This is a genomic window from Paenibacillus lutrae, assembly GCF_009757775.1.
Classification (GTDB): domain Bacteria; phylum Bacillota; class Bacilli; order Paenibacillales; family NBRC-103111; genus Paenibacillus_F; species Paenibacillus_F lutrae.
In genome coordinates, this window is sequence record NZ_RHLK01000019.1 from 38,319 (window position 1) to 62,194 (window position 23,876).

Consider the following 23,876-nt stretch of genomic DNA (forward strand, 5'->3'; position numbering starts at 1 on the left):
TCGACTGGACTAACGTTTTTCGGGGAATCGACACAACCTTACCGCATATGCATGGTAAGCGGCTCGTATGAAGCGAATCCTCCGAGGAACGGGCGTTCGGAACGATGGGGCCAAGCCCCTGATAGGGCTGCGTTTGCGTTAAGCTGACAAGGCCCCCTTTTTTGTCGGAAATTTCTTGGACTCTAGTAACTCATTGTGACAAAATTTATGAGAGAAGGCTCCTATAATAAACCCACTAAGAGAAATGGTGGTGTCTGAACATGGAAAAACGAAATGGTGCACTTTCCATCGGTCTGCAGTGGGCAGGCGCGATGCAGCGGACGAAATCAGCGGCTCATAACCGAGTTGTGGAGAATAGGATGGTTCAATCCATGGTAGCCAAGAAGTGGTCGATACTGCTGCTGATCATGGCCTTCCTGCTCGGAAGAGCCATGATTTTGGAAGAGCTTGCCCCTTTTTCACTGGCCTTTTTTGCCGTCATGTACTTTCAGCGCCGAGACTTACTCTTGTGGACGGGAGCTTTTCTATTTGCAGGCAGTATGCTGGCCGTACAGCCTCAAAGCGGGTATATGCTAACCGAAATGATTGTGTTCGTATTGATCCAGAAAGCACTTGAGAAATATGAGCGGTCGGATCTCTCGCTCGCGCCCGTTCTTGTTTTCATCACTTCGCTGCTGGTCCAAATGTTTGCCCATCTGGTCAACTCGGATCTGACCTGGTTCTCTTTGACCATGACGGGTGTACAGTCACTGTTAAGTCTGGTTCTGACCCTTATTTTTGTCCAAGCTGTTCCTGTCTTTACTCTCACCCGTAAAAACTATCAGCTCAAACATGAAGAAATCATTTGTTTGATCATCTTACTGGCTTCTATGATGACCGGAACGGTCGGCTGGACAATAGGACCCGTTACAGTCGAGCATGTGGTGTCAAGGTATCTGATTCTTCTGTTTGCTCTGGTCGGCGGCGCCCCATTCGGCGCATCAGTCGGAGTTGTCACGGGACTCATTCTCAGCTTGGCCAATGCCAACGCAATCTATCAAATGAGTCTTCTAGCCTTCTCAGGCCTGCTCGCAGGCCTGCTTAAAGAGGGCAGACGGATGGCCGTTGCGTTCGGTATGCTGCTGGGATCCTCCATTCTATCGATCTACATAGGCACACAGGGAGAAGTTATGAATTCCACCTGGGAGTCTGTAGCGGCGGTTGTCCTGTTCCTGCTCACACCGAAGAGCGTGCTTCAGACGCTGGCCAAGTACATTCCCGGCACTCAAGAGAATCTGAAGTCACAGCAGGATTATGCCAAAAGAGTGCGGGATATTACGGCGGGCAGGGTGGAGCAGTTCTCGCAAGTGTTTTTGCAGCTGGCCCGCAGCTTCAAGCAGTTGACTGTTGAGAGCCAGCCTTTGCAGAAGGAGGAAGAAATCAGCCACTTCATGGAAGCGGTCTCTAACCAAACTTGTCAGATGTGCTCCAAAAGAGTCCGCTGTTGGGATCAGCGCTTCTATCAGACCTATCAATATATGACGGGTATGATGACGGAGATTGAACTTAATCCTGATTTTAATAAGAGGCAAATACCGCTGGAATGGAGACAGGCTTGTACGAAGCCCGATCAAGTGCTGGATGTGATGAAGAATCAATATGCGATGTATCAGAATGATATGCATTGGAAAAAACAAATTTCCGACAGCAGGCAGATTGTAGCCGATCAGCTCAGCGGTGTATCTCAAGTCATGGAGGATTTGGCGAAGGAGATCAAGCGGGAGGGACAAGAGCTGTTTTTACAGGAAGAACAAATACGCCAGGCTCTTGAGGATCTGGGACTATCCATACACAGCATTGATGTCGTTTCCTTAGACGAAGGAAATGTGGAAATCGAAATTATCCATCAGTATACCAAAGGTTTCGATGAATGCCGCAAGATCATTGCACCGCTGCTAAGTGAAATCATCGGCGAGCATATCGCTGTCAAGAATGAAGAAATGATGCCTAGGGGTGAGGGGTACAGCATGGTTCAATTCGGCTCGGCTAAGGAATACGAAGTAGAAACGGGAATAGCAGGAGCCGCTAAGGGCGGAGAGCTGCTGTCCGGGGACAGCTTTTCGCTGGCGGAACTGGGGAACGGCAAGTTTGTAGTCGCGCTAAGCGACGGGATGGGGAACGGGGAGCGGGCAAGCGCCGAGAGCTCGGCGGCGTTGAATATTCTGCAGCAGCTCCTTCAGTCCGGCATGGATGAGAAAATTGCCATCAAATCCGTTAACTCCGTTCTGCTGCTCCGCTCCTCCGATGAGGTGTATGCCACCGTGGATATGGCTTTAATTGATCTCTACAGCGCGCAAACGACATTTATGAAAATCGGCTCGACGCCCAGCTTCATTAAGCGTGGCCATGAGGTGATACCGGTCAAAGCAAATAATCTCCCTGTCGGCATTCTACAAGATATCGAGGTGGATCTGGTTTCACAGCCGCTGCAGCATGGGGATCTTCTCATAATGATGACAGATGGCATTTATGACGCGCCGGGTCATGCGGTGAATAAGGAGCTGTGGATGAAGCGGGTTATTCAGGAAATAGAAACGGACATTCCGCAGGATTTTGCCGATTGTCTGCTGGATCGTGTAGTCCGCTGCCATCATGGTGAGATCATTGATGATATGACGGTCGTTGCTGCCCGTATCGAGAAGCACCAGCCCGAGTGGGCGACGTTCCGCTGGCCGGGGGTGAACCGGATCGAGCGTCCTAAGGTGGTGAGCTGATTAAGGAATGGGTTTGTTGTTGCAGGTGACTTGGGATCTTGAGGGGAAGGTGATATCAGCTAGTGACGACTGGAAATAAGCGGGATATAAACTGGAAAAAGAAAGGAGGGATATGGTGGAAAGTAGGTCATGAAGGAAGATATGAAAGAGAGGTATGAAGGAAGATATGAAAAAGTGACATGAAAGAAAGACATGAAAGAAAGACATGAAAGAAAGACATGAAAGAAACTTGAAAGAAGGATAAGGCGCTCCCGTGAGGGGCGCTTTATATTTGGTTTGTATGGCGCTGTGTTTGCCGGTCATCATATAGAGGATCTCCCGCTGCCCAGATGTGTTCCTATGATTAGAATCTCGCATACTTGGCGAAACTAGTAAGAATAATCATAGACTGGAGGCGAAGAGAACATGAAACAAATTCTACTAATCACCGATGGATGCTCTAACGTCGGGATCAGTCCGACAACAGCAGCTGCACAGGCGCGTGCTGAAGGGATTACGGTCAATGTGATCGGCGTGGTTGACCAGGGGGAGCTCGGTCTGCTCGGCGCCGAAGAGATACGTGACATTGCAAGGGCAGGCGGCGGGATGAGCAGGATCGCCACTTCCCAGCAGCTGTCGCAGACCATCCAGATGATGACGCGCAGGACGGTGTCGCAGACGGTGCAGCAGGCAGTCAGCCGCGAGCTGCACAGCATCCTCGGCAGCGGTGACGTGACCGAGCTGCCCCCGGCTCAGCGCTCCGAAGTCGTGCGCGTCATTGACGACCTCGCTGAGACAGGTTCGCTCCGCGTGGCGCTCCTCGTGGATGCCAGCGCCAGCATGAAGCCCAAGATGGCAGCTGTGCGTGTGGCCATCTCGGATCTGCTGCTGAGCCTGCGCGCGAGGTCGGGTCAAAGCGAACTGGCCGTGTTTCATTTTCCCGGCCATCATAGTACGGATCCCGAGGTGGAGATGGACTCGGGGTGGACCGCCAACCTTGCAAATTTGGATAGGATGTTCTATAAATTAAACATGAAGGGTACAACCCCGACTGGCCCCGCCTTGCTTAAGGTTGTGCAATATGTCGCGGAGAAGCCTGCTTATTCAAGCGATGATGAGGACGGGATGCTTCGTGACTACGTCGTATGAGCCCTCGTTGCCTTTCGGCACGACTCTCAGCGGGCGGTGGAATGGCAGAACCTATACGGTAGAACGCAGGCTAGGCTCCGGCTCTAACGGTCAAGTGCTTCTGGTTCGGCGCGGAGGGCGGAGGTATGCCATGAAGATCGGGTATGATCCGCTTGATCACCAGTTCGAGGTGAACGCGCTGCAGTCACTTTCCAAGACCGATACATCGTTTGGACAGTTTCTGCTGGACACCGATGATGCGGAATATGAGGGGAAAAGGCTCTCTTTTTTTGTCATGCCGTATATCGAGGGATCTTCATTATCCAAATACATACGAGCTAACGGTGCTGGCTGGATTTACGCGATTGGCTCTAATTTGCTGAAAAAGCTGGTTGAACTTCACCAAAGCGGTTATATCTACGGGGATCTCAAATCAGATAATCTGGTTGTGATGGAACACGGCCGTGTTGAAATCATTGATTTTGGTGGGATGACCGCCAAGGGCAGAGCGATCAAGCAATTTACGGAGATTTTTGACCGGGGGTATTGGTGCGCGGGAGAGCGGATTGCCGAGGATAGTTACGACTTGTTCTCATTTGCCGTCCTGATCATCAAAACGCTGGATAAGAACGATTCATTCCGCTCTGCCATTCAATCGCTTCCGCAGAATAGATGTATATCTATGCTGGAGGAAATTGTGCAGCGGAATGACCGTTTGAAGGAAATGGCTCCGTTTCTTTTGCGGGCTTTGAGAGGGCAATTCGCAACCTCGAAGGAGGCCTTGATCGCCTGGGGAGAGCAGGGGAAGAGGATCCGGGCGGCTGCACAGGCGCCCGACAGCCACGCATCCCCCTGGATGCTGCTGTCTTTAGCGGCTTCTCTCATTGCTCTCCTTGGCACGCTTGGTTATTTCTACTGGAGATAACCGCAGACCGCAGCTTTGGGGCAATTCAATAGCCGCCAGGCAAGCAGGTTGGCCATGAATGTGCCCGTATGTCCGTTATATCTAAATGCGGCAAGTAATCAGGATGAGTGCATGAGGTCACAATGTACCCGTCTGCACGGAAAGCGGGGGAGTCACAATGAAAGAACCCAAGCAGCCGGATGCTGCGGGAGCGGATAGAGACTATCTGACCGGAGGCCTGGATGCGGGGTTCCGGCTTCGTGCTGCCGTAGAACGTGTCATCCGCGAGGAGAGATTGCTCGAGCGGGGCGATACGATAGTGGTTGGCGTCTCTGGAGGTCCTGATTCGGTGGCGCTTCTACATCTGCTGCACACGCTCTCCGCAGCATGGGCTTGGAAGCTGATCGTCGCTCACGTCAACCACAGGTTCCGCGGTGAGGAGTCCGACCGTGAGGCTGATTTCGTAGTCTCTTTTGCCGAGAAGCTCGAGCTTCCTTGTGAAGTTGGGAATATCGATGTTCCCGCTTATATAGAAGAAACATCTTTGAATTCCCAGGTGGCCGCCCGCAAGAAACGCTATCAGTTTCTATATGAAACTGCCCGGCGGTACGGTGCTAACCGGATCGCGCTTGCCCACCATGCTGATGATCAAGCGGAAACCATCCTTATGCGGATTTTACGGGGGACCGGTCCGGCGGGTTTAACGGGAATTCCTCAGCGAAGATTCGAAAAAAAAGTGGAACTCGTCCGTCCTTTGCTTCGTATATACAAGAAAGAGGTAAGTAACTACTGTCGTTTCGAGGAGCTTGCCTATTGCCGTGACAGCAGCAACGAGTCACGCAAATATAATCGTAACCGCATCCGTCTGGATGCGATGCCATTTTTGCAGCAATTCAACGAACAGCTCCCCGAATCTTTGAACCGGCTTGGTGAGATTATGACGGAAGAGAATGCTTACATGGAGAAAGAAGCGGAAGGTGCATTCGCTTCTATTGCTGCTTTGGAGTCAGGGGCTGTCACCATACAGCGGGCTGACTTCGTTCAATTGCACGTCGCTTTACAAAGGCGTGTGATTAAACTAATATTAAATTATCTTACTTTTCAAGCGGAAAACGTCGATTACGTAAGATTAGAGGCGATTCGTACGGGTATCGTTCAGGAGCAGCCTACTAATTTTAGAATGCCTATTGACGGGGCTTTTCACTTGATTCGTGAGTACGATTGCATCTGCTTTCGGTCCAAGATGTCAGATTCAGCCGATGCGGCTTTTTTGTATCCATTGGATTTAAGCCAGAGTTACCTTCTTATTCCTCAAGCCGATGCTGCCTTAACCTTTAAGACCCTATCTGGTGAGTTGATTACGGAGGAAGCCGATGCTGCAGCGAAAGCTGATGAGGAAGGGGTTTGGTTTGACCTCGATGCCCTTCGGCTGCCCTTGTATGTAAGGAGCCGGCAAGTCGGGGACCGTTTGGAGCCTTTTGGTTTAAACGGGACCAAAAAAGTAAAAGATATTCTCATGGATGCCAAAATACCGCCCAGCCGCAGAGCCAGGCTTCCGCTGCTTGTTGATGCGGAAGGCACTGTACTGTGGATTCCGGGCATTCGCCGTTCCCGTCACGCTTTAATCAGCCCCGGAACTGTACGTTCGCTTTATCTGCGGATTGAACCTGGGGATGGCGCGGCGGAAGGACCTTGAGAATGATTTTTGACTGTTTTCATATTATAAAGTAGGGGGAGCATCCTTGTTTAGAGACATTCAAGAAGTATTCTACTCGGAAGAACAGATTCAGGCTAAAGTACAGGAGCTCGGGCAACAAATATCCAAAGACTTCGAAGGCCGCAATCCGCTGGTCATTTGTGTGCTTAAAGGAGCCTTTATCTTCATGGCGGATTTGGTTAAACAAGTATCGATTCCGCTTGAGATTGATTTTATGGCGGTTTCGAGTTACGGACAATCGACCAAATCTTCAGGGGTCGTCAAAATCATCAAAGATTTAGACGTGTCCGTAGAAGGACGTCATGTCATGATCGTCGAAGATATTATAGATAGCGGCTTAACGCTCAGCTACCTGATCGATGTACTCGAAAGACGGAATGCACAGTCTGTTTCCGTTGTAACGCTTTTCAACAAACCTGCAAGAAGAACGGTGGACTTGCAGCCGGATTATGCCGGCTTCGAAATTCCGGATGCGTTTATTGTCGGCTACGGGCTTGATTATGCGGAGAAATACCGCAATCTACCTTACATCGGCGTTCTTAAACCCGAAATTTATTCCACCTAGGCGTGTCGAGTATGTCCCATGGCCAGCTTTGTTGTGATGCTGAGACATGCTGTGGTAAAATATAAAAAGTGTGCCGTTTGAGAGGAGGTAGCGGATGAATCGCTTTATCCGGAATACCGGTTTTTATTTATTGATTTTCCTGGTAACTGTCGGTATTGTGCATTTCATTAGTACGCAGAACGATCAAAAAGACCCGATTACCTACAACGAGTTCCGGCAGGAAATAGCGGCCAAGAACGTCGAGAAACTACAGATTAAAGTCGACGGGGGTACGTACCTGATTAACGGAAGTTATAAGGCGCCCAAGGAAGCGGATAAGAAAGAATTCGTTACCCGTGGACCCTTTGATTCCAGTGTTGTAAAGTTAGTCGAAACAGCCGGTGTTCAAGAAGAATATCTCAAAATGGAAGGCGATAGCGTCTGGATTTCGTTCCTGACCTCCATCATCCCGTTTGTGATTATCTTTGTTCTCTTCTTCTTCTTGATGAATCAGGCCCAGGGTGGCGGCGGCAAAGTCATGAACTTCGGCAAGAGCCGTGCCCGCTTATATAATGAAGAGAAAAAACGCGTCACGTTTGAGGACGTGGCCGGCGCGGACGAAGAGAAACAGGAATTGATCGAAGTCGTTGAATTCCTTAAAGATCCGCGTAAATTCTCTGCAGTAGGAGCGCGCATTCCTAAAGGCGTACTCCTCAACGGTCCTCCGGGAACCGGTAAAACGCTCCTGGCTCGTGCTGTAGCCGGTGAAGCAGGTGTACCTTTCTTCAGCATCTCGGGTTCCGACTTCGTTGAAATGTTCGTCGGTGTCGGTGCGTCACGTGTACGTGACTTGTTCGAGAACGCTAAGAAGAATGCTCCTTGTATTATCTTTATCGATGAGATTGACGCCGTCGGCCGTCAGCGTGGCGCAGGCCTCGGAGGCGGACATGATGAGCGCGAGCAGACGCTCAATCAATTGCTCGTCGAGATGGACGGATTCGGTGCGAACGAAGGAATCATCATCGTAGCCGCGACTAACCGTCCGGACATTCTGGATCCGGCGCTTCTTCGTCCGGGACGTTTTGACCGTCAAATTACGGTTGACCGCCCGGATGTAAAAGGACGTGAAGCGGTACTTAAAGTACACGCACGGAATAAACCGCTGGCTAAAGATGTGAAGATGGAATCGATCGCCCGCTACACGACCGGATTTACAGGCGCGGACTTAGAGAACCTTCTTAATGAAGCAGCTTTGATCGCAGCCCGCCGTAACCGCAAGGATATTTCGATGGCGGAGATCGAAGAAGCATTCGACCGTGTCATTGTAGGTACGCAGAAGAAAAGCCGCGTAATCAGCGAGCGCGAGAAGCGTACAGTTGCTTACCATGAATCCGGGCACGCGATTATCGGTTATTATGCCGAGAATGCGGATATGGTTCATAAGGTAACGATCGTTCCTCGTGGACGTGCAGGCGGTTATGTAATGATGCTGCCTAAAGAAGGCGAAGACCGGATGATGCAGACCAAGAATGAACTGCTCGACAAAATCACAGGTCTCCTCGGTGGCCGTGTTGCGGAAGAAATCTTCATCGGTGAAATCGCGACAGGTGCGTATAGCGATTTCCAGAAGGCGACTGGCATTGTGCGTAGAATGGTGATGGAGTTCGGTATGAGCGATAAGCTTGGACCGATGCAGTTTGGTAGCAGTCAAGGTCAAGTGTTCTTGGGCCGTGACATTGGTCATGAACAGAACTACAGTGACGCGATTGCTTATGAGATTGATCAGGAAATGCAGCTTATTATTCGCGAATGTTACGACCGTGCGAAGCAGATTCTGAATGAGCACAAGGATAAAGTCCATCTCGTTGCACAGACGCTTCTCGAAAGAGAAACACTGGACAAAGAGCAGATCGTGGAATTGCTTGAGAGTGGTAAAATTTCCGGAGACGACGAAGTGAAAGTAACAATTCAGAGCCAAGGCGACAAACCGGAGCCGACTCCTGAAGTGGAACTTAAAACAGAGACACCGGAACGTACCCCGCTGAACCCACCGGATAAACCGGATGATGACGGTAAAAATCAAGCTTAAACGAAGCGGTTGAAATAGAGAGTAACAGAACCGGAGGTCCTGCTGGACCCCCGGTTTTTCTATATTCAGATAACCAATTACAGATTGACACTTCCGAGCATGTTGTGTAAATTTAGTTGTGAAACTTTAAAACTTATACACATGGTTCAGAATGTAAGAGTAGCTATCGCCAATCACCGCTATAGGCGTGCCGCTTCATATAAGGAGGATGCAATTATGGAGGCATTGGCTCTTGAAAGAAAAGCAGAACAGAATAAGCTGCTTAAAGAGCGGATTATGGAGCTGAAGAAAGAACGTAATGCAATTATTCTAGCTCATTACTACCAGCGTGACGAAATTCAAGAGATTGCTGATTTTCGTGGAGACTCCTTTCTTTTAGCTCAGAAAGCTGCGGAAACCGATGCAGATGTCATCGTTTTCTGCGGTGTACACTTCATGGGAGAAAGCGCTAAGATTCTGGCTCCCGGCAAGACCGTGATCATTCCTGATGAGAGAGCGGGCTGTCCTATGGCGGACATGGTGAATGTAGACGGGCTTCGTGCTCTCAAACAGCAGCATCCCAATGCCAAAGTTGTTGCTTACATCAATACCTCTGCGGAAGTAAAGTCAGAAACGGATATTTGCTGTACTTCTGCTAATGCAAGAAAAGTCATAGAATCTATCGATGCAGAAGAGATTATCTGGGTACCTGATAAAAATTTGGGCGACTATGTATCAAAATTCACAAACAAAAAAATGATTATCTGGGAAGGCTACTGCAACACCCATGATATGCTGACCGTTAAAGATGTGGAAGAGATGAAAGCGGCCCATCCTAACGCACAATTTGTTGTTCATCCGGAATGCCGGCCTGAGGTCGTTCAATTGGGTGACTTTGTGGGAAGCACAACAGCGATCATCAAATATTGCCGTGAATCGGAGTGCCAGGAATTTATTGTGGGCACAGAAGACGGAACCGGCTATCAGTTGCGTATAGACAGTCCGGATAAAACGTTTCATTTTGCAACCAAATATTTGGTTTGTCCGAATATGAAAGTAAATAATCTTAAAAAAGTAGTGCGGTGCCTCGAGACGATGCAGCCGGAGATATATGTAACGCCGGAAACGGCAGAAAAAGCAAGATTGTCCTTAGAGCGCATGTTACAAGTCAAGTAGCATGCGCTACTCTCTTTGTTAAGGTACGGGTGGGACCGAATGATACCTAGATATTTAACAGATACGGATCTAAGCGCGATCCCGCACTACCACACTGATGTTATTGTCATTGGTGCCGGTATTGCAGGGTTATACACGGCTCTGCAGGCTAGTGAGACTAAGCGAGTTCTGCTGATCACAAAAAAGTCACTGCTGGACAGCAATACGAGATATGCCCAAGGCGGGATTGCAGCTGTCATATCGGATGATGATTCACCCGAATACCATTCACAAGACACACTCGTTGCGGGTGCCGGCCTTTGTTCACGTGAAGCCGTTGACATCCTTGTTCATGAGGGTCCTGCGGGTGTGCAGGATCTGATCCGGATGGGAACAAAGTTTGACTTCGAGAATGGCGAAATCGCCTTAACTAAAGAGGGCGCTCATAGCCAGCGCCGAATTTTACACGCCAATGGAGATGCGACGGGCGCCGAAATCGTACGAGCCCTATCGGAGGAAACTAAGCGTAGTGAGAACATTGAGTTGTGGGACGATCACATCGTCATTGATCTGATCACGGTAAATGGCGAATGCATTGGAGCTCTTGTCCAGAAGCCGGATGGCCAGCGTATTTACGTACAGGGCAGCGCTACAGTCTTATGTACGGGCGGAACAGGTCAGCTTTTCCGCTATACGACGAATCCGGATGTGGCTACAGGGGATGGAGTGGCGATAGCTTACCGGGCGGGCGCAGATATTCAAGATATGGAATTTATTCAATTCCATCCGACGGTGCTTTTTTATCCAGGTGCTCCCCGATTCCTCATATCGGAAGCTGTTCGTGGTGAAGGGGCTTATTTGCGTAATATTAAAGGCGAGCGATTTATGGAAAAATATCATCCTCAGCTGGAGCTTGCCCCTCGCGACGTTGTGGCTAGAGCTATTGTCAGTGAAATTGAAGAAACAGGATCAAGCTTTATTTACTTGGATATTACGCATGAGTCCGAGGAAATGATCAAACACCGGTTCCCGACTATTTATGAGACCTGTCTCAGCATAGGCTTGGATCTGACTGCAGATTGGATACCTGTCGCTCCTGCCGCCCATTATATGATGGGGGGAGTGAAGACAGATCTTCATGGAGAGACCAATATCAAGCGGTTATTTGCCTGCGGTGAGGTATCCTCCACCGGTGTTCATGGAGCCAATCGTCTCGCCAGCAACTCGCTTTCGGAAGCAATCGTATTCGGAAAGCGAATCATTCGGCGGATTCAATCGCTTCCTTCACTCGGACCCGTTATACTGGATTACATACCATCGCCCAATCTGCGACTGGAACCTCCCAAGCAGGCTATGGTGGAGAAAAGGTTGAAACTGCAAAAAGTTATGGTTCGTTATGCAGGAGTCCGCAGGGATGAAAGAGGTCTGAAACGGGGCCTGGAGGAGCTGCAACGGCACCTGCCAATGTTTGACTCCTGCTTGTCCCGGAGAGAGGATTATGAATTTGCCAACCTGCTGACATGCGCCTTATTGACGACAGAGGCTGCTCTCCGGCGTGAGGAAAGCCGCGGCGGTCATTATCGTGAAGATTACCCGCTGCGCAGCGATGAGCAGTGGCTGAAGCATACCGTATTCAATCGTGAATGCGGTCTGACGGAGGAGTGGATACTTAATGATGGAATTAAACTTTAAACAAATTAGACAAAGCATTCGGCAGTGGCTCGATGAAGACATAGGAACCGGTGATATGACGACTATGAGTACGATTCCTGCTGATCAACATAGTAAAGCTCTCATTCACCTGAAGGAGTCCGGTTTTGTAGCCGGCCTGCGCATTGCAGCTGAAGTATTTGAGGAAGTGGATTCTTCGCTTCAATTTAGCGCGCAAATCAAAGAAGGTGAATTTGCTCCCAAAGGCACCGTCATTGCGATCGTGACAGGCAATACCCGCAGTATTCTGCTGGGAGAGAGACTTGCACTGAATTTGCTGCAGCGGTTATCGGGTATTGCAACGCGCACCAGGCAGTATGTGAACGCCCTGGAAGGCCTTCCGACCCGTCTTGTGGATACCCGTAAGACAACACCGGGACACAGGCTTTTAGAAAAGTACGCGGTTCGTGTAGGCGGAGGATATAATCACCGTTTCGGTTTGTATGATGCGGTGATGATCAAGGATAATCATATTAAAGGAGCCGGCGGGATTACTCCTGCGATAAGAGCGGCCCGCTCCCGTATTCCGCATACGATGAAAATCGAAGTAGAAGTGGAGAGCTTCGATCAGCTGGACGAGGCAATCGCCGCGGGAGCCGATATTATCATGCTGGACAATATGAAGCCCGCAGTGATGGCCGAGGCAGTCGCTATCATCAAGAGTCAGGCACCTCATATCATAATAGAAGGATCAGGTTCGGTCACATTGGAAACCATTAAAGCAATTGCGGAAACAGGTGTGCATGTCATTTCCGTCGGAAGGCTTACTTATTCGGTCACTTCCCTTGACATCAGCCTCGATCTGAACGAACAGAAAGGGGTTTCCTTGTGATTTTAGTCGTAGACGTCGGCAACACGAATATTGTTCTGGGTATCTACAAAGGCTCGGATTTACTGCATCATTGGAGACTTAGCACAAACCGTTCGGCAACGGTAGATGAGTATGGCATGATGTTCCATAATCTTTTTCAATATGCAGGCATTCGCAACGATCAGATTGAGGGCGTCATTATTTCGTCTGTTGTACCGCCGCTCATGTTTGCGCTCGAACAGCTTTGTTTAAAATATATGAAGAGAGCTCCGCTTATTGTAGGCCCGGGAATTAAGACCGGACTCAACATCCGGGTGGATAACCCTAAAGAGGTCGGGGCCGATCGGATTGTCAACGCTGTGGCGGCTATCGAGCTATATGGCTCTCCTTGCATCATCGTTGATTTCGGCACCGCCACGACTTATGATTATATTGATGCAAACGGGCAGCTGCTCGGTTGTGCAATTGCGCCGGGTATAGGGATTTCTACTGAAGCGCTGTATCAAAGGGCGGCCAAACTGCCCCGCATTGAGCTTATTAAGCCCAAGAGCGTAGTAGGTCGTAATACGATTTCTGCCATGCAGGCGGGAATTATTTACGGTTATGTGGGTCAAGTGGATGGTATTGTAACCCGTATCCGGGAAGAATATAATGTGGCTCCTAAAGTGATTGCAACAGGAGGCCACGCAGAACTCATCGCCAGCGAATCGCGTGTAATTGATGTGGTGGATCCCATGCTTACCCTCGAGGGGCTGCGCTTTATCTATGCCAAGAATGCCAAACAGGATTAACGATCAGGCTCAGCAGACAACTAACAAGAAACGGGGTTATGTGATGAATGATTATATGATCCGCGGTACAGCTCTCGAAGGAAGGGTACGGGCGATTGCCGTTCTGACCACTTCGATTACAGAGGAGCTGCGCCGCCGTCATCATACGACACCTACAGCAACGGCCGCACTGGGAAGAACGGCGGCGGCAGGTCTGATGATGGGTGCCATGCTTAAAGGCGAAGAAAAACTGACTCTACAAATTAAGGGCGGAGGTCCGATCGGCTCGATTGTTGTGGATGCCAACTCCAAGGGAGAAGTACGTGGATACGTAGACAATCCGGATGTGGATTTACCGCTGAATGCCAAAGGAAAGCTGGATGTGGCTGGGGCCGTCGGAACGGACGGGTTTTTGCATGTAATTAAGGATCTCGGCATGAAGGAAGCCTATAGAGGAAGTATTCCGATTGTTTCGGGTGAGCTTGCTGAAGATTTTACTTATTATTTTGCAAAATCCGAACAAACGCCATCTGCAGTAGCGCTTGGAGTACTGGTGGACGTAGACCGGACTGTAAAAGTCTCCGGCGGGTTTATTATTCAACTGCTGCCGGGTTTGACGGATGATGAAATTACAGAAATTGAAACGCAATTATCGACCATTGAGCCGATTACCACATTGCTTGACAGCGGAGCATCGCTGGAAGAAATTCTGAAGGGATTACTCCCGGATGTGGAAATTATGGAGCGTTCGGCGGTTTTCTTCCAGTGTAAATGTTCTGCTGAACGTGTTGAACAGACGCTGATAAGCTTGGGACATGAGGAGTTAGAAGCTATCATGGAAGAAGAAGGACGAGCTGAAGTTGTTTGCCACTTTTGTAACGAGGCCTACCAATTTGAAGGCGAGCAGCTTCAAACTATGGTGAAGAATATAAAGAAATAGTTTTGAGGGAGAGAGCATGCACAACGTAAAAGTGTTGTGGGGAGCCATCCTCGCTTTGACGGTAGGGATTATTGTCCTGTTATCGCTGTATTTGACGGAGATGGGCGGAGCTAAGCAGCCGGGAGCAGACCGTTCACCAGGTGCTGAATCCAGCCAGCACGTCGTGGCCAAGATAGGCGGCCGCGAATTTACACAAGGCGAGTTAGCGGAGGAATTGACCAAACACTATGGTGCGGAAATGCTTAACCGGATGCTCGACCGAGAAGCGCTTCGTTTAGAGGCCAAAGAATTGGGAGTCGAAATAAGCGCAGCGGAGATGGACCGTGAATTAAAACAAATGCAGCAGGGATATGACAATGAAGAAGCCTATTTCGCTTCGATGCAAGAGCAGCTGGGTTTGAGTAAAGAAGAAATTAAAGAAGATCTGCACTACAAGCTTCTGCATGAGAGACTGGCAATCCGTAAGATTGTTGTTTCCGACAAGGAAGTGGACCAGTACATACAAGCAAACCCGGAATTATTTAAACAAGCGGATGAATGGCATTTGCATAAAATAATCTTGTCCACACTGGATCAAGCTAAGAAAGCGATCAAAGCCTACAACAGCGGAGAAGATTTTGCTATATTGGCGCGGGACCGTTCGATTGACGAAAGCGGCAGCCAGGGTGGAGATCTCGGATGGGTGGAAGAGGGGGATCCTTTTCAACCGGCGCCTATTATGGAGGCGGCCCGTAAACTGGAAGTGGGACAAGTAAGCGGACCGATTAAGACCGAGGGCGGATATGCCGTTATTCTTCTCTCAGAGAAAAGAGAAAAGAAGGATCAGGAGAAGCCCGTAATCCGGGAATCGGTCCGTAAAATGCTTGCTTTGCAGGAAGGACCTTCCCTGAACGAATATTTGATTAACATCCGCACCAAATGGCAGGCGGTTATTGTGGAATCCACTTTGAAACCTTAGCTGAAATGTATAGAGTTGACAAGGGTCGTGAGCACTGATAATATTAGGGATATAATACCAACCTAACAACTCGGAATAACTTTCATTTTTTCTTACATTTTGGGAGGGTGACACGCATGGCTAAATTGGTGCAGAACATTACACAATTAATCGGGGATACTCCGCTAGTTAAACTAAACCGGATCGTACCGGAAGACAGTGCGGAAATTTATGTTAAACTGGAGTACCAGAATCCGGGTTCCAGCGTGAAAGACCGGATTGCTATTTCGATGATCGAAACGGCTGAGCAAGAAGGCAAGTTAAAGCCGGGTGATACTATCGTGGAACCAACGAGCGGTAATACAGGTATAGGTCTGGCAATGGTAGCGGCAGCTAAAGGCTATCGCGCTATCCTGGTCATGCCGGAGACGATGAGCATGGAGCGCCGCAACCTTCTTCGCGCTTATGGTGCTGAACTTGTTCTTACTCCTGGAGCAGAAGGCATGAAGGGCGCCATCCGCCGTGCAGAGGAGCTGCAAGCTGAGAATTCCAGTTATTTTGTTCCTCAACAATTCAAGAACCAGGCTAATGTGAAGGTTCACCGCGAAACAACCGGACCGGAAATCGTTGAGGCGATTAAAGGGCATGACGGTAAGCTGGATGCTTTCATTGCAGGGATCGGCACAGGCGGTACCATTACAGGAACAGGCGAAGTGCTTCGCGAGAATTTCCCTGGAATTCGAATTGTAGCGGTTGAGCCAAGTGCATCTCCTGTCCTTTCTGGCGGCAAACCGGGTCCTCATAAAATTCAGGGTATCGGAGCAGGTTTCGTACCGGATATTCTGAACACGGAAATTTACAATGAGATTATTCCGGTCGATAACGACGATGCTTTCGAAACGTCCCGTCGTGTTGCGCGTGAGGAAGGTATCCTGGGTGGTATCTCATCGGGAGCGGCAATTTTTGCAGCACTCAAAGTAGCCAAGGAACTTGGACCTGGCAAGCGTGTAATTGCTGTAGTACCTAGTAACGGAGAGCGTTACCTGAGCACGCCGCTTTACCAGTTCGACGAGCAATAAAGATAGCGATGGACGCAAGCCGTCCTTCCAAGTCTTCAGCTGTAGTCTACAGCTGAAGACTTTTTATTTGCTTGCGATTCAAGTATACTAAGTGACAATCGTGACATTGTCACTACATCAGCACCGGCCTAGCAAGAACAGCATGAGCCAGAAGGGAAGAGAGCATGATCCTCGTCATTGATAATTACGATTCATTTACATACAACTTGGTGCAGTATTTGGACGAACTGGGACATGAGATTGTCGTAAAACGTAATGATGCGATAGACATTCCGGGGATCGCGCAGCTGGCTCCCGACCATATTCTAATATCCCCGGGTCCCGCCGCGCCTAATGATGCAGGAATTAGTCTGGAGGCGATTCGCCGGTTCAAAGGACAAATCCCCATTCTGGGTGTTTGCCTCGGGCATCAAGCGATAGGCCAGGCCTTTGGGGGGCATGTAATCCGAGCAGTCAGGCCGATGCATGGTAAAACTTCGCTCATTCAACACGACGGGAAGACCATTTTTACAGGCATTCCTTCACCTTATACCGCTACCCGCTATCATTCCCTGATTGTTGATAAGGAGACACTTCCTGACTGTCTGAAAATCAGTGCAGTTACACCAGAGGGCGAAATTATGGGATTTCGTCATAGGGAATATGCGATTGAAGGTGTGCAATTTCATCCCGAATCCATTAGTACTGAACATGGTCATGCGCTCCTGAATAATTTTCTGTCTATGAAGGTGTCTGCGGAGGTGAAAGTATGAAAATATGGGTCAATGGTCAAATCATAGAGGAAGAACTAGCGGTGGTTTCAGTCTATGACCACGGCTTTCTATATGGCATGGGGCTGTTCGAGACGTTTCGCACGTACAACGGACATCCCTTTTTGCTGCAAGAACATCTGGATCGGATGCAGGAAGGCTGTCAGGAGCTTGGCATACCTTTGCGGTCAAGCGGGGAGGATATACAACTTCGAGTCCGTGATCTGTTGAAAGTCAATCAGCTTCAGGACGCGTATATCCGGTACACGATTTCTGCCGGAGTAGATCTGCTGGGTCTGCCATCCGGTTCTTCTTATAAGGAGCCTACAGAAATTCTCTATATCAAAGAACTTCCTGCCCGCTTAGCTGGCAGCGTTTCTACCCGTCCGCTTCAGCTTCTGCAGGTCAGAAGAAACTCACCCGAAGGAACGCTGCGCCGCAAGTCCTTTCATTATATGAACAATATTCTCGCCAAAAGGGAACTGATGACCTATCCGTGGGCGGCAGGTGCCGAGGGACTTTTTTTGACAGGTGATGGTCATGTAGCGGAAGGAATTGTGAGCAATTTATTCTGGATCAAAGGCGGAAGATGCTTTACTCCATCCTTAGAGACGGGTATACTGCCTGGTATTACAAGAGCTTACGTGATGAGGCTGGCGGAGGAATGCGGGCTGCAAATAATCGAAGGATGCTTTGATAGGGACGCTCTTTCCGGTGCGGATGAAATTTTCTTGACCAATTCTGTTCAAGAAATAGTGGCCGTGGACCGGCTGCTTGACGAACACGGGCATGAGACCAGCATAGGGACGGGTACACCGGGCAAACTGACCGGACGTCTAGCAGAGTTGTATCAGCAGCATACACAGACAAGCACGGGCGGTTAGGCTTCAATGATCATTGCGAGCTTTTCCTTAAGGTGCTATAGAAGCAAGGAGTGGTGACCTGTGAATCGCGTTTTTTCGATGGGTAAAATAAATTTGGAACTCGGCCGGCGTACTCAAATCATGGGCATCCTTAATGTTACGCCGGATTCTTTCTCCGACGGCGGCGCCTATCTCGCGCAAGAGCAGGCGGTCCGTCATGCGGTTCAGATGGTGGAAGAAGGGGCTGACCTGATTGACATCGGGGGAGAATCCACCCGGCCAGGCCACGAGCCTGTCTCGCTTGAAGAAGAACTGCAGCGGGTTGTGCCTGTAATCAAGGAGTTGGTCAAGCACATTGATGTGCCAATCTCCGTAGACACGTACAAGGCAGAGGTCGCCAGACAGGCGATCGCGGCGGGAGCACACATCATCAATGATGTGTGGGGTTTCAAGGCCGATCCGGATATGGCGCGGGTGGCGGCCGAGGCCTGCTGTCCCGTTATCCTGATGCATAACCGCGAGGAAGCGGTTTACACCGACTTCCTGCCGGATGTGCTTCAAGACCTGCGGGACAGCGTACAGCTCGCTCTGGATGCCGGAGTGGCGCCGGAGAATATCATGCTGGACCCCGGCATCGGCTTTGCGAAAAGCTACGAGCAGAACTTGTGGCTGATGAACCGGCTCCGCGATATAGCGGATCTCGGATATCCGGTTCTGCTCGGCACCTCTCGCAAGAGTATGATCCGCACCACGCTGGGACTTCCTCCAGAGGATGTTCTGGAGGGGACGGCTGCGACGGTGGTTCTCGGCATAGCACAAGGGTGTGATATTGTGCGCGTGCACGATGTACGGGCGATGAAGCGTACGGCTGTCATGACGGATGCTATAGTCCGCAAGTCGGAGTGCGAGCCCGGCTTTAACGATATTGTAGCTGCTGAATAAATAAAGAATCTAATCACCAGTTGTACGCAACTAATGGAGGACCCAATGGATAAATTGACGCTTACCCGCATGCAGTTTTACGGCTATCACGGTGTCTATGCTGAAGAGAACAAACTAGGTCAGCGGTATTATGTGGACGTGGAGATGCGCCTTCCTCTCGATAAGCCTGGCCGGACCGACAATATCGACGATTCGATCAATTATGCCGATGCGTATGCGGTAATAAAAGAAGTTGTCGAGAAGCGAACGTTCAAATTAATTGAAGCACTTGCCGAGCAGGTTGCATCCTCTCTTCTTGAAACTTATACTAGTATCGATGAAGTTACCGTGAGGGTCATTAAACCGCACCCGCCTTTTGATATCCATTTTGAAGGCGTGACGGTCGAAATCACCCGGAGGCGGGTAATTTCATGAGTAATACCAGGCAAGAAACCACGGCCTATATAGCGCTTGGCTCTAATTTAGGAGACCGCGAGCAATATTTAGCGGACGCGCTCCGTCAGTTGGATGCGCATCCGGATATTTATGTAGCGGCGTGCTCGCATATCTACGAGACCGATCCGGTCGGGTATGTAGATCAGGATGCTTTTCTGAACATGGCGGCCGCTGTCAAGACGAGTTTAACGCCGCAAGAGCTGCTTGCCGTCATGCAGCAGACCGAGCAGCTGCTCGGGCGCGTCCGTGACATCCGCTGGGGTCCGCGCACCATTGATCTGGATTTGCTGCTATACGGGGAACAGGAAGTCCGGCTCCCGGATTTGATCGTACCCCATCCGCGCATGCAGGAGCGAGCGTTTGTGTTAGTCCCCTTAGCAGATATTTTTTCCCATATACCGAACACATCGTTTGCATCCCTAGAGAGACAGCTCGCCAAACTGGATGGGAAGGAAGGTGTTAAGTTATGGAAAAAAATGCATTGGCCCAGCGTATCCGGGCATTCCGCAAGCTGAAAGGATACACCCAGAACGAACTTGCCGAGCTTCTCGGCGTTTCTATAGCCATTCTCGGTTCGATTGAACGGGGAACGCGCAAGCCGGATACGAGAATGATTCAGAAAATTTCCAGTGCCCTAGGCATTGACCCGGAGGAGCTTAATCCGCCCTCCGGCAAATAGGAGGAAAATCGAACATGTTAAAAATAGGCGACGTCGTCGCCCCTAACAATGTAGTCTTGGCACCTATGGCCGGCGTTTGCAATCCTGCTTTCCGTCTAATCGCCAGAGAATTCGGCTGCGGCCTGGTCTGTGCGGAAATGGTCAGCGACAAAGCAATCGTGCATGGCAATTCCCGCACTATGGAAATGCTTTATGTCGATGAACGGGAGAAGCCGCTCAGCCTTCAAATTTTTGGAGGCGATACGGATACACTGGTGCAAGCCGCGAAATATGTCGACCAGAATACGAATGCGGATATTATTGACATCAACATGGGCTGCCCGGTACCGAAAATTACAAAATGCGATGCGGGAGCCCGCTGGCTGCTGGACCCTTCGCGTATTGAAGAAATGATTCGCACGGTGGTAGGCTCTGTAAACAAGCCCGTTACCGTCAAAATGCGTATCGGCTGGGATTCCGAGCACATTTATGTCCTCGATAATGCCAAAGCGGTCGAGCGCGGCGGCGGTGCTGCGGTAAGCGTGCACGGCCGTACGCGCGAACAGCTCTATACCGGCAAAGCGGATTGGGATATTATCCGCCAAGTCAAAGAAACCGTATCGATACCAGTCATCGGTAACGGGGATGTGGTAACACCGGAAGATGCAAAACGTATGATCGATGAGACCGGTGTGGATGGAGTCATGATCGGCCGCGGGGCCCTCGGCAATCCGTGGATGCTGTATCGTACGGTGCAGTACCTGACCAAGGGTGAATTGCCGCCGGAGCCGGAAGCTCAGGAGAAGATGCGCATTGCTGTTCTTCACATGGATCGCTTGATCAAATTGAAGGGCGAGCATGTGGCAATTAAGGAAATGCGCAAACACATGGCCTGGTACCTCAAAGGCATGAAGGGAGCCGCTTCTCTCAAGAATTCCATCATGGAGCAGACGACCCGTCAGGGAATGGTCAGCATACTTGATGATTATTCGGCTTCATTCGACAATAGTCCCGAGAATCAGGAAGAACAGCACACGTTGCACTAAGGAAAGGGGGCACTGGGTTACATTGACATTTGTAATTCGTTGCCCTATAATCAGGCAATAAGTTGGTTATTTTCCGAATTTGTATTAAATTAATCAGTGAATTCGTATAGCATTTCCTTGAATTTACACGACGGGAGATAGGTTTGAATGAGTGAAAAAGAAGTCCTCCTTACCCAAGAAGGCCTCAAGAAACTTGAGGATGAACTCGAACATTTGAAATCAGTGAAGCGCCGCGAGGTGGCCGAACGGATTAAAGTTGCTATCGGTTACGGCGATATTAGTGAGAACTCTGAATACGAAGATGCTAAGAACGAACAGGCTTTTATCGAAGGCCGTGTTATTACACTGGAGAAAATGCTCCGCAACGCTCGCATTGTTAACCTGGACGAGGTCGACACCAGCACCGTTAGTGTAGGTTCAATTGTGACTCTTAAGGATCTGGAGTTCGGCGAACTGGTCGAATACACAATCGTGGGTACGGCAGAATCCGATCCTTTTCAGAACAAAATCTCTAACGAAAGCCCTGTCGGCAAATCGATTATCGGTAAGCAAAAGGGTGCTAAAGTAGACGTGACGGTACCTGCCGGCGTTATTCAATATGAAATTATGGACATCAAAAAATAAAGCATCACCGGGTCACTGCCCGGGAGGTGATTGCAGGAAAAGCTTCCTTTGGAAGCTTTTTTCGCGTAAAATAGACCGTATGATTACAGACAGACAGCGCAGCGGAGCACCCGGAGAATTCGCTTTTGAGCGGTAGTGGAAAGCCTTTGTCTGCGCAGGGAAGCTTTTCGAGGAAGGCTTATCACGGGATAACGTATAGGAGTTGAAAGCATGAGTCAGGAACTCGAATTAAACGAACTGTTACAAATTCGCCGCGACAAACTGGACGAGCTTCGTGGAATGGGCATCGATCCTTTTGGTGATAAATACGTACGTACTCACTCGGCCAAAGAAATTTTGGACGCTTATCAGGAACTGCCCAAGGAAGATCTCGAGCAGCAAACGATAGAGGTTAGCATAGCGGGCCGCATTATGCAGAAACGTGCGATGGGCAAAGCGAGCTTCGCTCACCTTCAGGACCTTTCCGGCAAAATTCAAATTTATGTGCGTGCGGATGCGTTAGGCGATTCGAAGTACCGTGCTTTTGATTTGCTGGATATTGGCGATATGGTTGGTGTCAAGGGAACGGTCTTCAAAACGAAGACGGGTGAAACTTCTATTAAAGTCCTGGAGCTTGAAGTTCTGACGAAGTCACTGCTTCCGCTTCCTGAGAAGTACCATGGCCTCAAAGACGTGGAAATGCGCTACCGTCAGCGTTACGTTGATCTCATTATGAATCAGGAAGTGAAGGACACCTTCATCCTGCGTTCGAGAATAATCCAATCCATGCGCCGTTATTTGGACGGACTGGGTTATTTGGAAGTAGAGACGCCTACCCTTCACTCCATTGCAGGGGGGGCTGCCGCACGTCCGTTTATTACGCATCACAATGCGCTGGACATGCAGCTTTATATGCGTATCGCGATTGAGCTTCACCTGAAGCGTCTGATTGTCGGCGGACTTGAGAAAGTGTATGAGATTGGACGTGTTTACCGGAACGAAGGTATTTCTACGCGCCACAATCCTGAGTTTACGATGATTGAATTGTATGAAGCTTATGCGGATTACAAGGATATTATGGAACTGACTGAGAACATGGTCGCCCATATTGCTCAAGAAGTACTGGGCACCACAAGAGTCCAATATCAGGGCCATGAAGTCGATCTTACCCCTGCATGGAAGCGCGTTTCTATGGTGGATGCCATTAAAGAGGTTGTCGGCGTCGATTTCAGCGTGCAAATGAGCAATGAAGAAGCGCACCGGCTTGCCAAAGAACACAAGGTTCCGGTTGAACCGCATATGTCGTTCGGGCATATCGTGAATCAATTCTTTGAAACCTTTGTTGAAGAAACGCTTATTCAGCCTACATTTGTCTATGGACATCCGCTTGAAATTTCTCCTCTTGCCAAAAAGAACCCGGAAGATCCGCGTTTTACGGATCGCTTCGAGCTCTTTATCGTAGCGCGTGAGCATGCGAATGCTTTCAGCGAATTAAACGATCCGATCGACCAGCGTCAGCGCTTTGAAGCGCAGTTGGTTGAGAAAGAACATGGCAACGACGAGGCTCATGAGATGGACGATGATTTCATCCGCGCACTCGAATATGGAATGCCGCCGACAGGCGGACTCGGTATCGGTATTGACCGTCTGGTTATGCTGCTTACCAATGCGCCTTCCATTCGTGATGTATTATTATTTCCTCATATGCGTGATCGTCAAGGAGAATAAGCTAACAGGAGAAGATGCCTTCGGGCGTCTTCTTTTTTTGTATGCACTAGTCGGCTCGAAGATCAAACGGGTAATAATCTTCCAAAAAAAGAAATGTAAGCTGTTCACCTAAACAATTTTAAAGAAAATTAAACTTGTCCTAAAAATAAGCTTGCATTCTCTTTGCCAGCGTGGTATCTTATTTAAGTCGCCGCTGAAACAAGCGCCAACGACAAGGGCTGACAAGCCTTGATTGTCCTTTGAAAACTGAACAACGAGTGATTGAAACGTCTTGAGCAATCAGGACGCTAAACAGAGAAGAAATTCTCGTCAGCATTGAATTTTTGAGCTATTCAGCTTGAGATAAACGTCGGCTTC

The 23,876-nt window shown here is 49.5% G+C and carries 22 protein-coding genes; all 22 read left to right on the plus strand.

All coding sequences use genetic code 11. The features are described 5' to 3' along the window. Nucleotides 1–260: 260 nt before the first annotated feature. Nucleotides 261–2,753 (plus strand): stage II sporulation protein E, encoded by a 2,493-nt coding sequence (gene spoIIE / locus EDM21_RS22195; protein ID WP_157338608.1) that lies wholly within the window; start codon nt 261–263, stop codon nt 2,751–2,753. Between the two features lie 405 nt (nt 2,754–3,158). Continuing rightward, nucleotides 3,159–3,881, plus strand: coding sequence for a vWA domain-containing protein (locus EDM21_RS22200; protein ID WP_157338609.1), 723 nt, complete (start codon nt 3,159–3,161; stop codon nt 3,879–3,881). Then, nucleotides 3,865–4,785 (plus strand): protein kinase domain-containing protein, encoded by a 921-nt coding sequence (locus EDM21_RS22205; protein WP_166542136.1) that lies wholly within the window; start codon nt 3,865–3,867, stop codon nt 4,783–4,785. The genes EDM21_RS22200 and EDM21_RS22205 overlap by 17 nt, the downstream gene beginning before the upstream one ends. Nucleotides 4,786–4,942: 157 nt before the next feature. Beyond that, entirely contained in the window at nt 4,943–6,460 is a 1,518-nt protein-coding gene (gene tilS / locus EDM21_RS22210) for a tRNA lysidine(34) synthetase TilS (protein ID WP_157338610.1), read from the plus strand. Nucleotides 6,461–6,506: 46 nt separating this feature from the next. Next, on the plus strand, nt 6,507–7,046 hold the full coding sequence (gene hpt / locus EDM21_RS22215) for a hypoxanthine phosphoribosyltransferase (RefSeq protein ID WP_157338611.1): 540 nt from the start codon (nt 6,507–6,509) through the stop codon (nt 7,044–7,046). A gap of 94 nt (nt 7,047–7,140) precedes the next feature. Next, nucleotides 7,141–9,114, plus strand: a complete 1,974-nt coding sequence (gene ftsH, locus EDM21_RS22220; RefSeq protein ID WP_068777628.1) for an ATP-dependent zinc metalloprotease FtsH — start codon at nt 7,141–7,143, stop codon at nt 9,112–9,114. 216 nt (nt 9,115–9,330) lie between these two features. Then, the gene (gene nadA / locus EDM21_RS22225; protein WP_157338612.1) at nt 9,331–10,269 is read left to right on the plus strand and encodes a quinolinate synthase NadA; all 939 of its coding nucleotides are present in this window, start codon (nt 9,331–9,333) and stop codon (nt 10,267–10,269) included. A gap of 39 nt (nt 10,270–10,308) precedes the next feature. Further along, on the plus strand, nt 10,309–11,940 hold the full coding sequence (gene nadB / locus EDM21_RS22230; protein WP_157338613.1) for an L-aspartate oxidase: 1,632 nt from the start codon (nt 10,309–10,311) through the stop codon (nt 11,938–11,940). After that, nucleotides 11,921–12,790: a carboxylating nicotinate-nucleotide diphosphorylase gene (gene nadC / locus EDM21_RS22235; RefSeq protein WP_157338614.1), complete on the plus strand. Its 870-nt coding sequence runs from the start codon at nt 11,921–11,923 to the stop codon at nt 12,788–12,790. The genes nadB and nadC overlap by 20 nt, the downstream gene beginning before the upstream one ends. Further along, nucleotides 12,787–13,560 (plus strand): type III pantothenate kinase, encoded by a 774-nt coding sequence (locus tag EDM21_RS22240; RefSeq protein ID WP_166542137.1) that lies wholly within the window; start codon nt 12,787–12,789, stop codon nt 13,558–13,560. Before nadC ends, EDM21_RS22240 begins: the two co-directional genes overlap by 4 nt. 43 nt (nt 13,561–13,603) lie before the next feature. After that, entirely contained in the window at nt 13,604–14,479 is an 876-nt protein-coding gene (gene hslO, locus EDM21_RS22245) for an Hsp33 family molecular chaperone HslO (protein ID WP_157338629.1), read from the plus strand. Nucleotides 14,480–14,495: 16 nt separating this feature from the next. Beyond that, entirely contained in the window at nt 14,496–15,437 is a 942-nt protein-coding gene (locus tag EDM21_RS22250; protein WP_157338615.1) for a peptidylprolyl isomerase, read from the plus strand. 116 nt (nt 15,438–15,553) lie between these two features. Beyond that, nucleotides 15,554–16,495 (plus strand): cysteine synthase A, encoded by a 942-nt coding sequence (cysK, locus tag EDM21_RS22255; protein ID WP_157338616.1) that lies wholly within the window; start codon nt 15,554–15,556, stop codon nt 16,493–16,495. Nucleotides 16,496–16,659: 164 nt separating this feature from the next. Next, nucleotides 16,660–17,247, plus strand: coding sequence for an anthranilate synthase component II (locus EDM21_RS22260; RefSeq protein ID WP_157338617.1), 588 nt, complete (start codon nt 16,660–16,662; stop codon nt 17,245–17,247). Next, nucleotides 17,244–18,128, plus strand: coding sequence for an aminodeoxychorismate lyase (gene pabC, locus EDM21_RS22265; protein ID WP_157338618.1), 885 nt, complete (start codon nt 17,244–17,246; stop codon nt 18,126–18,128). Before EDM21_RS22260 ends, pabC begins: the two co-directional genes overlap by 4 nt. Nucleotides 18,129–18,206: 78 nt before the next feature. After that, nucleotides 18,207–19,049, plus strand: coding sequence for a dihydropteroate synthase (gene folP, locus EDM21_RS22270; RefSeq protein WP_157338630.1), 843 nt, complete (start codon nt 18,207–18,209; stop codon nt 19,047–19,049). A 45-nt stretch (nt 19,050–19,094) separates the two neighbouring features. Next, a complete protein-coding gene (gene folB / locus EDM21_RS22275) occupies nt 19,095–19,463 on the plus strand; it encodes a dihydroneopterin aldolase (RefSeq protein ID WP_157338619.1) in 369 nt (122 codons plus the stop codon). Next, a complete protein-coding gene (folK, locus tag EDM21_RS22280) occupies nt 19,460–19,999 on the plus strand; it encodes a 2-amino-4-hydroxy-6-hydroxymethyldihydropteridine diphosphokinase (protein ID WP_157338620.1) in 540 nt (179 codons plus the stop codon). Before folB ends, folK begins: the two co-directional genes overlap by 4 nt. Beyond that, nucleotides 19,951–20,163, plus strand: coding sequence for a helix-turn-helix domain-containing protein (locus EDM21_RS22285; RefSeq protein WP_068777641.1), 213 nt, complete (start codon nt 19,951–19,953; stop codon nt 20,161–20,163). Before folK ends, EDM21_RS22285 begins: the two co-directional genes overlap by 49 nt. Nucleotides 20,164–20,177: 14 nt before the next feature. Next, the gene (dusB, locus tag EDM21_RS22290) at nt 20,178–21,188 is read left to right on the plus strand and encodes a tRNA dihydrouridine synthase DusB (RefSeq protein ID WP_157338621.1); all 1,011 of its coding nucleotides are present in this window, start codon (nt 20,178–20,180) and stop codon (nt 21,186–21,188) included. A 147-nt stretch (nt 21,189–21,335) separates the two neighbouring features. After that, the gene (gene greA, locus EDM21_RS22295; RefSeq protein WP_157338622.1) at nt 21,336–21,812 is read left to right on the plus strand and encodes a transcription elongation factor GreA; all 477 of its coding nucleotides are present in this window, start codon (nt 21,336–21,338) and stop codon (nt 21,810–21,812) included. Between the two features lie 210 nt (nt 21,813–22,022). Further along, entirely contained in the window at nt 22,023–23,519 is a 1,497-nt protein-coding gene (lysS, locus tag EDM21_RS22300) for a lysine--tRNA ligase (RefSeq protein WP_157338623.1), read from the plus strand. Nucleotides 23,520–23,876 lie beyond the last annotated feature (357 nt).